Here is a 12,693-nt window from a genome sequence, read left to right on the forward strand (position 1 = left end):
CCCCCCCCCCCCCCCCCCCCCCCCCCCCCCCCCCCCCCCCCCCCCCCCCCCCCCCCCCCCCCCCCCCCCCCCCCCCCCCCCCCCCCCCCCCCGGCCCCGCAGGCGCCCCCACAGCCCCCCGCACGCCCCCCGCGCACCACGCAATCCCGGCCGACGCGCCGCCGTGATTGGCACTCCGCTTGACCGAGTGCTAATCGCGGTCATAGTCTCGGCTCTGGCACTCCCCCCTGGAGAGTGCCAACAACGCGACGGGCAGGTCCGGCACCCGCGACGACGGATCGACCTGGTCGCCACCTCAGACAGTTAACCCCGTGAGATCTCCGAAGGGGGAGGTCGGATCGTGACGACCGCCAGCTCCAAGGTTGCCATCAAGCCGCTCGAGGACCGCATTGTGGTCCAGCCGCTGGACGCCGAGCAGACCACGGCCTCTGGCCTGGTCATTCCGGACACCGCCAAGGAGAAGCCCCAGGAGGGCGTCGTCCTGGCCGTGGGCCCGGGCCGCTTCGAGAACGGCGAGCGTCTTCCGCTCGACGTCAAGACCGGCGACATCGTGCTGTACAGCAAGTACGGCGGCACCGAGGTGAAGTACAACGGCGAGGAGTACCTCGTCCTCTCGGCTCGCGACGTCCTCGCGATCATCGAGAAGTAGTCCCACCTCGAGCATTCCGCTCTTAGCTGCGCCCCTGGCCCCCGCGACCACACAAGAAGCCGGGCGCCCGGGGCGCAGTTTCTTTCACCTAGATTTCCGAGAGGGCTCACGCTGTCATGGCGAAGATCCTGAAGTTCGACGAGGACGCCCGTCGCGCCCTCGAGCGCGGCGTCAACAAGCTTGCCGACACGGTCAAGGTGACGATCGGCCCCAAGGGCCGCAACGTCGTCATCGACAAGAAGTTCGGCGCTCCCACCATCACCAACGACGGCGTCACCATCGCCCGCGAGGTCGAGATCGAGGACCCGTACGAGAACCTCGGCGCCCAGCTGGTGAAGGAGGTGGCGACCAAGACCAACGACATCGCGGGTGACGGCACCACCACCGCCACCGTGCTGGCCCAGGCCCTGGTCCGCGAGGGCCTGAAGAACGTGGCCGCCGGCGCCTCCCCCGCCGCCCTGAAGAAGGGCATCGACGCCGCCGTCGCCGCCGTCTCCGAGGACCTGCTGGCGTCGGCCCGCCCGATCGCGGAGAAGTCCGACATCGCCGCCGTCGCCGCGCTGTCCGCCCAGGACCAGCAGGTCGGCGAGCTCATCGCCGAGGCGATGGACAAGGTCGGCAAGGACGGCGTCATCACCGTCGAGGAGTCCAACACCTTCGGCCTGGAGCTGGACTTCACCGAGGGCATGGCCTTCGACAAGGGCTACCTGTCGCCGTACTTCGTCACCGACCAGGAGCGCATGGAGGCCGTCCTCGACGACCCCTACATCCTGATCACGCAGGGCAAGATCTCCGCGATCGCCGACCTGCTGCCGCTGCTGGAGAAGGTCATCCAGGCCAACTCCTCCAAGCCGCTGCTGATCATCGCCGAGGACGTCGAGGGCGAGGCCCTGTCGACCCTGGTGGTCAACAAGATCCGCGGCACCTTCAACGCGGTCGCGGTCAAGGCCCCCGGCTTCGGTGACCGCCGCAAGGCGATGCTGCAGGACATGGCGATCCTCACCGGCGCCACGGTCGTCTCCGAGGAGGTCGGCCTCAAGCTCGACCAGGTCGGCCTGGACGTGCTGGGCTCCGCCCGCCGCGTGACGGTCACCAAGGACGACACCACCCTCGTCGACGGCGCCGGCAAGTCCGAGGACGTCCACGGCCGCGTCGCCCAGATCAAGGCCGAGATCGAGACCACCGACTCCGACTGGGACCGCGAGAAGCTCCAGGAGCGCCTCGCCAAGCTGGCCGGCGGCGTGTGCGTGATCAAGGTCGGCGCCGCCACCGAGGTGGAGCTGAAGGAGAAGAAGCACCGTCTGGAGGACGCCATCTCCGCGACCCGCGCCGCGGTCGAGGAGGGCATCGTCTCCGGTGGTGGCTCCGCGCTGGTCCACGCCGCCAAGGTCCTCGAGGGCAACCTCGACAAGACCGGCGACGAGGCCACCGGCGTCTCCGTCGTCGCGCGCGCCGTGGTCGAGCCGCTGCGCTGGATCGCGGAGAACGCGGGCCTGGAGGGCTACGTCATCGTCTCCAAGGTCAAGGAGCTGGAGAAGGGCAACGGCTACAACGCCGCCACCGGCGAGTACGGCGACCTGGTCAAGGCCGGCGTCATCGACCCGGTGAAGGTCACCCGCTCCGCCCTGGAGAACGCCGCCTCCATCGCCTCCCTCCTCCTGACGACCGAGACCCTGGTCGTCGAGAAGAAGGAAGAGGAAGAGCCGGCCGCGGGCCACAGCCACGGCCACAGCCACTGAGCCGCATGCTCACAGGAAGGCCCTGCTCCGGTTGACCGGAGCAGGGCCTTCCCCCTTGTGCGCGGCGGATCCGATCAGCCGTCGGTGCGCACCAGGAACCTGACGTTCTCCGCGAGCAGCGCCCGCGCCCCGTATGTGTCCGCCAGACGGGCGGCGAGGGTGGCCTCCGCGAGCCGTGGGGGGAGCGCCTCCGCGAACTTCAGGCCCCGTACTGCGCGCAGGTCCACCTCGGGCAGCGTCACGCCGTTGCCGGCGTCCGCTGCGGCGGCCCGCCATGTCTGCGGGGTCACGTCGTCACGCAGCCTCACGAACCGGTCGTCGGTGACCCGGTGGGGCAGCACGACGGAGGGGAGGGAGGCGGCCAGTGTGGCGTTCGCCCGGTGTCCGCCCCAGGTCCACCACCGCACGTCGCCGTCCGCCCGGCGGGTGACGACCGTACCGGCCGGGTGCACCACGTCCCGGTGGGCGTCGCGTGCCTCGGCCAGTTTCGCCTGCGCGCGGCGGGTGAGGACGACGGGCGGGTCGGCGCCCAGCAGGACCTCCCGGTCGGCACGGGTCAGGGTGAACGACCGGACACGGTCCGGGCCGAAGCCGTTCCACCTGGCACGCCCGCCCTCGTCCACGGGCTCGACGAAGCAGCGCCTGCGGCGCCAGTCGATGTACGTCACCAGCCAGCTGCGGCCCGCCAGCAGCAGCTTCCGCGGTCCCTCGACCTCCTCGGTGAGCAGGTCCGGGTCGGTGCGGCCGATCTCGGTCCGCCCGCTGAGCACGGTGAACTCCGGTGGCGCGGTGAACGACGCCGTCAGGTTCATGAAGTGGCGGTGCCCGAAACGCCGTTCGGCCTCGGGCCCGATGAACAGCAGGCCGCCGTCCCGGTCCAGGTAACCCTGCTCCACCAGGTGATGCACGATGGGCTCGGCCGCCTTCCCGAAGGTGTCCAGTCCGCCCCACCACTCCTGCCACAGGTTCTCCCCGACCCGGTGTTCCTGCAGGCACAGGGCGAGCACCTGCTGGGCGACCAGGTGCCGCGGTTCGGGAGGCGGGGTCACCGGTTCCACCCAGCCGCGCGACCAGGCGAGCAGCAGGGCCGCCGCGGACAGCAGACCGGTATCGGTGAGGGCGAGGAAGAGGCAGTTGCGGCGGGTCCCGGGGCGACGGCCGGTACGGCCCAGGCGTTGCAGGAACGACGCGACGGTCTGCGGCGCGTCGAGCTGGATCACCCGGTCCAGGTCCCCGACGTCGATGCCGAGTTCCAGGGTGCTGGTGGACACGATCACACAGTCCCGGGCCTCAGCGAAGGCCTGTTCGGCACGCCGCCGTTCGTCCGCGGACAGCGAGGCGTGGGACAGGAACGTGGTGACGCCGCGCAGTCTGAGCTGCTCGCCCAGCTCCTCGACGGTACGGCGGCTCTCGCAGAACACCAGGCGCTTCTCGCCCCGGTGCAGGGCGGCGACGACCGTGGCCGCGTTGGCGACGGAGCCGACGTAGTCCAGCTCGATGTCGCCCGGCGGGGGAGCCGTGGCGGGCCGGGCTGCCGAGGGCCCGGCAGCCGAGGGCCCGGCAGCCGAGGGCCCGGCAGCCGAGGGCGGGGCCGCCGCGGTACCGGATTCGGGGAGCGCGACACCGGGTGCGACGACCTGCCCGGGCCGCCGGCCCCGCCCCGACCCCTGGAGCCAGTCCAGCAGCTCGTGCGGATTGCCGACAGTGGCCGACAGGCCCACCCTCTGCACCGGCCGCCCGACGATCCGCTGCAGCCGCTCCAGCACGGCGAGCAGATGCCAGCCGCGGTCGTCACCGGCGAAGGCGTGCACCTCGTCGACCACCACACTGTGCAGTCCGGAGAAGAACGTGCGGTGGTCCACGTGGGTGCTGACCAGCATCGCCTCCAGCGACTCCGGCGTGGTGAGGAGCAGGTCCGGCCGCTGGGCCAGGATGCGGCGGCGTCTGCTGGTCGCGATGTCGCCGTGCCACAGCTCCGCGGTGCGGCCCACCCAGCCCGCGTACGTCTCCAGCCTCGGGTGCAGGTTGTTCAGGAGCGCCTTCAGCGGAGTGACGTACAGGATGCCGGTGCCCTTCCAGCCGTGCCGCTGGGCCCGGGTGAGCAGGGGGAACGTGGCGGCCTCGGTCTTGCCTCCGGCGGTCGGGGCCAGCAGCACGGCGTCCTGCCCGGACAGCAGCGGCCCGATCGCCTCCTCCTGCAGCGGGCGCAGCGAGCGCCAGCCGAGCGTGTTGACGATGTGGTGGGTCAGGATCGGGTCGAGCAGGTCCAGCGCGTCGGCGCTCACGGCAGCTCCAGGTCCACGTCCCCGGCGCTCGCCGCGGCGTTGCGTTCCACCTCGTCGAGTTCCGTGGTGTTGACCGTGAGCGTGTAGTGGACGCGGGGGTCGAAGTCGTCGAACGTGTCGATCCGGTCGAGTACGTCGGCCACCAGTTTCCGCAGGTAGAGCCGGGGCGCGATGCCCGCCTTGCCGCCGAGCGAGCCGGTGACGGCGCGTGCCAGTTCGTCGAGGTAGGCGTCGTCGGCCCGTCCGGCGACGCGCTCGGGGTGGCGTGCGGTGGCCTCGTACACCGCGCGTACCTTGCGGCCCAGCTCGCCGAGCGAGGCGAGGTCGAAGCCGGGCAGGCGGAGCTGGACGGCCCGCGGGGAGTCGAAGCGCGGGTCCGTGGTGAAGTCCGTGGCCAGCCGCTGGGCCAGCGGTGCCAGGCGCTGCACACCCTGCTGACCGTCGTAGAAGGCGGGTGTGCCGGTGATCACGAGGAACAGGCCTGGGAACCGTCCGGCGTCGATCTCGTCGAGGAGCTGGCGCAGGGCGTTCAGGGACTTCTCCCGTACGTCGCCGCGCACCCGCTGCAGGGTCTCCACCTCGTCGAGGACGAGCAGCAGCCCGGGGTGCCCGCAGTCCCGCAGTACGGTCAGCAGGCCCTGCAGGAAGCCCAGCGCGGCGAAGTGGTCCAGGTCGCCCCGCACGCCGGCGGCCCGCTTGGCCGCCGCGGCCACGGACCGCTGTCCGCCCAGCCACGCGATCAGCGCCTCGGCGCGTGCCCCGTCGCCCGCCGCGACCGCCTCGCGGTAGCCGCGCAGGGCGGCGGAGAAGGCGGGGGTGGTGCGGGCCACGTCCGTCAGCCGCAGCTCCAGCAGGGCGTCCACGGCACGGGCGAGCCCGGCCTCGTCGTCCTCGTCCGCGTCCCCGGCGCCGATGACCTCTTCCTCCAGGGCGTAGAACCAGGAGTCGATCACCGCGCGCAGTGCGGAGGGCGGATGCGTGGACGTGGTCAGTCGTTCGGTGAGCCGGCGGTAGACGGTCTCCAGGCGGTGCAGCGGGGTCTCCGTCTCGGAGATCTGCACCTCGCTCACGGCCAGACCGCGCTTCTTGGCCCGTTCGGCGAGCCAGCGGGCGAAGAACGTCTTTCCGGAGCCGTACTCGCCGCGCAGCGCGTGGAAGGCGCTGCCGCCGCGGGCGACGGTGGACAGGTCGTCGTCCAGGGCATCGGCGAACCGGTCCAGACCGACGGCGAACAGGCCGAGCCCCTGCTGCGGCACGGTGCCGCGGCGCAGGGCGTCGACGACGTCCCGGGCGCGGGCGGCGCTGATCCCGGCGGCGCCGGGCGGGTGGGGAGCCGGAGTGCTCACGTCGGCGTGCCTTCCGCGAACTGCTGCCGGAGCAGCTCCCTGTCGAGGTGGACGGTGCGCCCGGACTCCACGAGCTGGAGCACCGGGTATCCGTCGATGTTGAGCAGACGTTCGAGCATGGTGACGAAGCGCTGGGGGTTGCGTTCCGACCGGCCGGTGGCCGACTGCGCGGCCGCGGCGACGGCGGCCGGCGACAGCTTGCCGCCCGCTTCGAGCAGCGCGTCGAGTGCCGCGGCCACGGCGGCGTTGCCGGGCGCGTTGCGCACGAACTCGCGCTGTGTCTCGTACGGCTTGCTGCGCACGGTCCGCTCGCCGAGTGTGCCGTGTCCGGGCTGCGGGAACAGCCCTTCGGACTGCGGTTGCCGCCTGCGGGTGTCCCTGCCGCGCGGTGCCGCGGCGGGCTGTGGCGGTTCGGCCGTCTCGCCGCCGCGCCACCATGCGGGGGTGGTGTTCTCGGCGGGCAGCGCCGTCCAGCCGGACGGGATCTCGCTGCCGGACGGGACGAACGCCAGGACCGGCACGGTGACCTCGGCGAGTGAGGCGCCTCCGTGGTAGCCGGCCTGGCGGGAGGTGTAGCGCAGGTCGTCACGCCAGGCGGCGGTGATCCGCCCGCTGCCCGCCCGCACGCGCGGTCCGGTCAGTTCCACTTCGCCGGGCTGGGCCGGTCCGGTGCGCCAGCGTGCTCCCTGCACGCCGTCGGCCGGTGTGGGGCCCGCCTCGCGCGGGCTGCGGTCGAGGACGTGCCCGTGGTCGGAGACGAGCAGGACCGGCCGGCCCGCGCCGCGGGCGGCGTCGAGCAGGTCGGCCAGTTTGGCGATGTCGGACGTGCCCCATCGGGCGCGTCCGTTGTCCCGCCCGTCGGCGAGCGCGTCGTCGATGGTGTTGAGGACGACCCCGACGACGGTGTCGTCGTCCTGGAGCGCGCCGAGCAGTTCGGGCGCGAGGCGGTGTCCGGCTGCTCCTTCGTAGCCTCCCTTGTGGAAGAGCCTGGCCGTCCGCCGCCGCTTCTTCCAGAAGGCGGTGAATCCGGCGCGCTCGACGTCCTGGCCGCCTTCGGTGGCGGTTCCGGCGAGCAGGGAGGCCCGGCTGATCCGGGTGACGGTCGGCAGCATGGCGACCGCGGCGAGCCGGCCGGGACGGCGCCCCGTGGGTGCCGTGGGGACGATCTCGGTCCAGTCCCGCCGGTCGAGCCCGGCGGCCAGTTCGGCGGCGACGTCCGCGCTCATCCCGTCCAGGACGAGGATCAGCGGCCGGCCGCCCTCCCGGGCGAGCGGAGCGGCGGCCTCCGTCAGCACGTCCTCGATCAGCAGCGCCCCGTTCGGTGCCTGCTGCGACGCGCTTTCGGCCCAGATGGCGAGGAGCCGGGCGAACCGTTCGTCGAGTTGTCGGCGCCGGTCCCGCACCCGGCCGATGAGCCGGTGGTAGGCCTCCCCGACCGTGCCGTCGCGTGAGGTGTCGCCCTCGGCGAGTATGCCGGTCGCCAGGTCCACCCAGCCGGTGGACTCCATGTGATGGCACACGCTCTGGCCGACCGACTCCAGCGGGGGAAGCGGGGTGTCGAGCCAGCGCAGCAGCCGGACGGCGGTGCGTGCCCGCTCGGTGGACTCCGCGTGGAGCCTGGTGAGCTGGTGGTCCGCGAGGTCGCGCAGCGCGGCCTCGGCGGCGGCTGGGCGGGCGTCGAGCGTGGTGGCGAGGGTCCGCAGCCGGGCCCGGTATCCGGAGGGCAGCAGCCGGTCGCCGGTGAGCAGACCGGTCAGGCGCGCGGTCTCGGCGAGCCGGTCGGCCTGCTCCAGCACGGCCAGCACCCGGGCGCGGGCGTCCGCCCCGGACGGGCCGCCGGCTTCCGCCTGCGCGATCCACCGGGTCAGCACTCCGGTGGCGGCGGCCGCGTACGGCGTCAGCGCGTCGAAGGAGCGCAGGGCTCCGCCGAAGAGGGTGCCCAGGGCGAACCCGGCGTCGGCGGCGGCCGGACAGGCGAGGGCCGCCGAGGCGAGCGCGCCCAGCGGCAGCGCGTCGGCGCCGCGGCCGTGGGCGGCCAGCGCGAGCAGGGTCGGCGCCGCGGGCCCGGCCACCTCCTCCAGCCAGACGGTGAGCCCGGCGCGCTCCTGCTCGGGCAGTTCGGCGAAGCGCCGCGGCCCGGCCGGGGTGCGGCTCCAGTCGAAGAGGGTGTCCGCGTCCAGGTCCGGGGAGTCGTCGGCGGCGTCGCCGAGTCCGACGCGGGCGGCGAGCAGGGCGCGTACGGCCCGGTCGCGGGTGAGGACGGAACCCGTCCGCGGCCAGCCGCCGGGCGGTTCCGCCTCCAGGAGCGCGTCGAGCAGCCACGTCTCGCGCACCATACGGGTGTCGAGGTCGCCGGCTCCGAAGAGCTGCTTGACGATGTCGGCCCGTTCGACGGCCAGCGGCCGGCGGCGGACCGCGTGTCCGCGCAGGTCCCAGCCGAGCTGGTCGGCGGGGACGGTGCCGGTGACGACGAGGACGCCGTCGCCGTCCGGGCCGGTCTCGGCGAGGTGGCGCCGCCAGGCGTCGGCGATGCCGAGCGGCGAGTCCTGGTCGGTGACGCGGACGCGGCGCGTGCTGCCGTCCACCTGCACGGTGAACTCGAGTTCCTCGTCGCTGCCCGCCCACACGGCGTCGACCAGGACGAGGCGGCGGTCCCCGGCCCCGGGCAGTTCCGTCTCCAGCAGCACTTCGACGGCGCGCCGCCCGGCGGCGGGCCGGGCCGCCATCAGCGGGCCTCCCCGGCGTTCTCGGCCCCCTCCGCGGACTCCACCGGCCGCCAGCTGATCTCCACGGCGGCGTCCGGGTGGGCGGTGAGGTAGGCGCGGATGTCGTCGCGGACACCGGCGAGTTCTCCGGCCAGCAGCTCCTCCAACGGCGTCGCACCGGCCGCGGCGACGACCCGGCGTCCCGACCTCGGAGCGCGCGGCGGTGTGCCGGAAGCGTCAGGCGCCTGGGCGGCGGCGGGGCCGGCCTGCGGCACCACCGTGCCGCCCGCCCCCGGCCGCGGGCCCGCGGGGTGGTGGGTCGCCACCTCCGGCTCGCTGACCCGCACGTGCTGCGCGCCCGGTGCGGGCTCCTGCCGGGGCGTGAACGCGGTCTCCACCGCCAGCGCCGCGTTGATGATCGCGTTGGCCTTCTCGCCCGCCTCGCCGAGCACCGGCACCAGCGACCGCTCGAACTCGGAGGCCCGGGCGGTGACGGCGATCTCGTCGAACAGCCGTCGGGCCCGGTCGCCCACGCCGTCCTCACGGCCGGTCAGGCCGCGTACGTTCGTCAGGGCGGGCCAGGCGGCGTCGTCCAGCGCCCGCAGCACCTCGCCGGCGCTGCCCATGGCGGTGTTGAGGTCCCGCTCGGTCGCGGTGAACGAGGCCGACGCCAGCTCGCGCACCAGCGCGGTCGCGTCGCTGCCGTGCCGCGTCAGCCGGGCGAGCAGGCCCGCGGCCTCCCGCAGGATCGCGGTACGCGGCGCGGTCTGCCCCTCAGCGTCCAGACCGAGCAGCGCGGCGTGCCGCTCCAGCGACGCCCGCACCCCGGCCACGTCCTTCTCCCAGGACTCCGCCCGGGCGCGGATGCCTTCGGCGAGCCGGTTGACGTTGCGCGCGTACATGGCCGGTTTGGCGGTGACGCCGAACAGCCGGGCCGCCCGGTCCCGGGCCACCGCGTACTCGTCCTCGCCGGGCAGCGGCTGGGACCGCAGCGACCAGCCGGGCCCGATCTCGTGCAGGGCGGGCGCCTCCCGCTCCGGGCCGCCCTGGTATACCCAGGCCCGGTCGTCGAGCAGCGCGTACGCGGCGATGAGGAGGTTCCCGGTGAGCTTGTCGAGCCCGCCGTGGCCGAGGTCCTTGGTGATCCAGGTGCGGATGTCCTCGACGGCGAGGTCGCCGCGCTGCTTGTGCGCGGACGCGGCCTGGTTGATGCGGGTGCGCCAGTCCTGCCGCATGACGAGGGGGCCGTCGTGGACGGTGCCGAGTTCCAGCGGCTCCACGATCCGCTTGACGGTCTTCAGGTGGTGGCTGTCGACGTTCTGGGCACGCCCGCCCTCGTCCATCGCCCGGGTGATCCACTCCAGGGCCGTGCGCAGCTCGCCGGCCGTCACCGCCTTGCGCTGCCCCTTGGGGTCCGGCCCGAAGTCGGGGTGCTTGGGGTAGAGCGCGGAGAACATGCCGTCGGCCAGGTGCTGCGCGTTCGCCTCGAAGCCCTTGCCGCCCTCCGTGCGGGGCTGCGCGAACTCCGGCTGGAGCGAGAGCACGTGCCGCCCGTCGGGGACTTCCGGGCCGGGGTTGGCGTCGGTGGGCCGGGCCAGCCCGTACACCTCGGCGAGCGCCCCGGTGAGCTGGTCGGTGAGCGTGTCACGGGCCACTTCGAGCTGCCGCCGGACCTTGGCCCGGTCGTCGGGCGGGAAGGTGCCGGTGTAGTCGGCGAGCCGGTCGCGCTCCAGCAGGAAGGTGATCCGCATGAGCCGGCCGAGCTGTGCCTTGCGCTGGTCGGAGAAGAAGTCGGTGAGCCATACGAGGGTCGGGGCGGTCAGCCCGTCCTTCTTCAGCTCTTCGACGCGGTGGAAGTCGTCGCTGGGGTAGTGGTCGCCGTCGTCGAAGGGGTAGTCGACGACGAACCGCACGTTGCCGGACGTGGCCGGGGTGAACTGCTCGTCGGGCAGGTCGGCGCGGTCTCGTACGTTGCCGAAGACGAACTCGGCGACGCGCCGGGTGCCCCGCCAGACGATCTCCTTCTCGGCGACGAACTGCCCGTCCCGCACGCCGATGGCGTCCCACAGCCGGTCGCGCAGCCACACCCGGCGCACGCCCGCCTTGTCCTCCTCGGCGACGGCGTCGAGCAGCGGCTCGATGTCGAGGTCGGACAGGTGCAGCGAGAACACGGGGTCGGCCTCGCCGTCGGAGCGCACCTCGGACGGGAACGCGGCCTGCAGGTCGCGCATGCGGCGCACGACGACGTCGCCGGCGGGCACGGTCCGGGAGCGCACCGAGCCGTGGTTGAGCGCGGCGAGCCGTGCTCCGGTCAGCCGCCGCAGCGCGGGCACGTCGGGGGCGAGCGCGCCCAGCAGCAGTGTCTTGACGAACCGGTCGTCGGCCTGGAAGTCGGTGTGCGTGTCGGAGCCGTACTTGTCCAGCAGGTGGGCGCGCGCCTTGGCGTGGAACTTCACCGCGGCCTCGGACTCGCGCTTCAGCTTGTCGGTGAAGGCGGCGCGGGTGCCGTCGACGAGGACGTCCCACAGGTCGCCCAGCGGGATGAGCCGGCCGACGGCGGCGCCGGCGTTGTGCTGCAGCAGTTGCTGGACGAGTTTGAGGCCGGTGCGTTCGCGCTGGAGCGCGCCGGACAGGGCGACGAGGACGTTGAGCAGCGCCGGGGACAGCGGGTACACGGCCCGGAAGTCGGACCAGTCGGCCTGGGTGGCGCCGCCGCCGTCCAGCAGGATGTCCTTGACCTGCTGGTTGGAGCGGTCGATGCCGGCGAAGGAGCTGTCCAGCACCGCCTCCTTGCCGGGCAGCGGCTTCAGCACCCGCTCCTTGATGATCTCCGGCAGGTTGCGGTCCTCCAGGTCGACGGTGTCGAATCGCTCGTTGAGGTATTCGAGGGCCTGTTCCATCGCCTTGACGTCGGCGCCGAGCACGTCGGAGCCGACGAGCTGGGACAGGTCGCGCTGACGCGAGATGAACGACACGATCGGCACGGGCCGGTCCGCGTCGCCCGACTCGATCAGCTTCACCAGCTTCTGGATCTCGCTGTTGACGAAGGTGCGGTCCCTCATGTGGGCCTGGAGCCACAGCACCAGCTCGTCGAGGAACAGCACCACGCCGTCGTAGTGCAGGGCGCGGGCGTGCCTGCTGATCGCGGCGAGCCCGGTCTCCAGCGGCACATACTTGGCCGCGTCACCGTGCGCGCTCTCCGCGTACGACCGCATCGGCCCGCTGAGCAGCGCGGACACCAGCCGTTCGCGCCGCTGGTCCCCGGCGGGCGCGGTGAAGGCGTCGTCCAGCTCGCCGGACGTCCAGGCCCCGCCCGCGCCGATCACCTGCAGCTCGTCGTCCTCGCCGTCGTCGGGGCCGCCGGGGTCGGCCGGGAGCAGCCGCACGAAGGCGTCGTCCCCGAGCTGCTCCCGCATGCGCCGGGCGTCCGCCAGCATGGCGTCGGAACGGAACACGATCGGGGTGGGCGCCTCCGGGTGCCGCTCGCGCACCGCCCGCACGTACCCGCCGAGCAGGGCCTCGTCCAGGTTCGCGGCGCCCACGAGGTGGTAGGGCACCATCAGGAACCGCTTCCCGCGCAGCCAGTCGTCGTGCTCGGCGACGACCTCCCGCAGCCGGGGCTTGGTCCGCACGGACGGGTCGTTGTTGAGGACGGCGTGCAGCACGGTGAGGAAGTGGCTCTTACCGGCGCCGAAGGAGCCGTGCAGGTAGGCGGCGTAGGAGGTGTTCTTGCGTACCGCGCCGCGCACCAGGTTCAGCGCCTTGCGGAACTGCTCCTGCAGCTGCGGGGTGACGACGTACTCCTCGACGCGCCCGGCGGCCCTGCCGGTGAACCCCTGGGACAGCTCGACCTTGAAGTCGCCGGCGTAGACGTCCTCCTTGATGTCGAGCACGTCTCTCAGTACGACCGTCTCGCCCGCGCCCCTGGCCATCGACTGCTCCCGCTCCCCGTGGTCCCCGTGTGTCCCT

The 12,693-nt window shown here is 73.3% G+C and carries 6 protein-coding genes; 2 read left to right on the forward strand and 4 right to left on the reverse strand.

Translation table 11 applies throughout. The annotated features are described in order from the left end of the window. Positions 1 to 340: 340 nt before the first annotated feature. The gene (groES, locus tag ACZ5GT_RS34420) at positions 341 to 649 is read left to right on the forward strand and encodes a co-chaperone GroES (RefSeq protein WP_055493212.1); all 309 of its coding nucleotides are present in this window, start codon (positions 341 to 343) and stop codon (positions 647 to 649) included. Between the two features lie 116 nt (positions 650 to 765). Beyond that, the gene (gene groL, locus ACZ5GT_RS34425; RefSeq protein WP_469034299.1) at positions 766 to 2,388 is read left to right on the forward strand and encodes a chaperonin GroEL; all 1,623 of its coding nucleotides are present in this window, start codon (positions 766 to 768) and stop codon (positions 2,386 to 2,388) included. 74 nt (positions 2,389 to 2,462) lie between these two features. Here groL and ACZ5GT_RS34430 read toward each other — a convergent pair whose 3' ends face one another. Genes ACZ5GT_RS34430 through ACZ5GT_RS34445 form a run of 4 tightly spaced genes read right to left on the reverse strand, consistent with a single transcriptional unit; the run spans position 2,463 to position 12,656 of the window. After that, the gene (locus ACZ5GT_RS34430; RefSeq protein WP_469034301.1) at positions 2,463 to 4,673 is read right to left on the reverse strand and encodes a DEAD/DEAH box helicase; all 2,211 of its coding nucleotides are present in this window, start codon (positions 4,671 to 4,673) and stop codon (positions 2,463 to 2,465) included. Then, positions 4,670 to 6,019: a BREX system ATP-binding protein BrxD gene (gene brxD, locus ACZ5GT_RS34435; protein WP_469034303.1), complete on the reverse strand. Its 1,350-nt coding sequence runs from the start codon at positions 6,017 to 6,019 to the stop codon at positions 4,670 to 4,672. The genes ACZ5GT_RS34430 and brxD overlap by 4 nt, the downstream gene beginning before the upstream one ends. After that, complete coding sequence (gene pglZ / locus ACZ5GT_RS34440) at positions 6,016 to 8,745, reverse strand: BREX-2 system phosphatase PglZ (protein WP_469034305.1); 2,730 nt, start codon at positions 8,743 to 8,745, stop codon at positions 6,016 to 6,018. Before pglZ ends, brxD begins: the two co-directional genes overlap by 4 nt. After that, on the reverse strand, positions 8,745 to 12,656 hold the full coding sequence (locus tag ACZ5GT_RS34445) for a BREX-2 system ATPase PglY family protein (RefSeq protein ID WP_469034307.1): 3,912 nt from the start codon (positions 12,654 to 12,656) through the stop codon (positions 8,745 to 8,747). The genes pglZ and ACZ5GT_RS34445 overlap by 1 nt, the downstream gene beginning before the upstream one ends. Positions 12,657 to 12,693: the final 37 nt, after the last annotated feature.

The organism is Streptomyces sp. NPDC031340, from assembly GCF_055569945.1.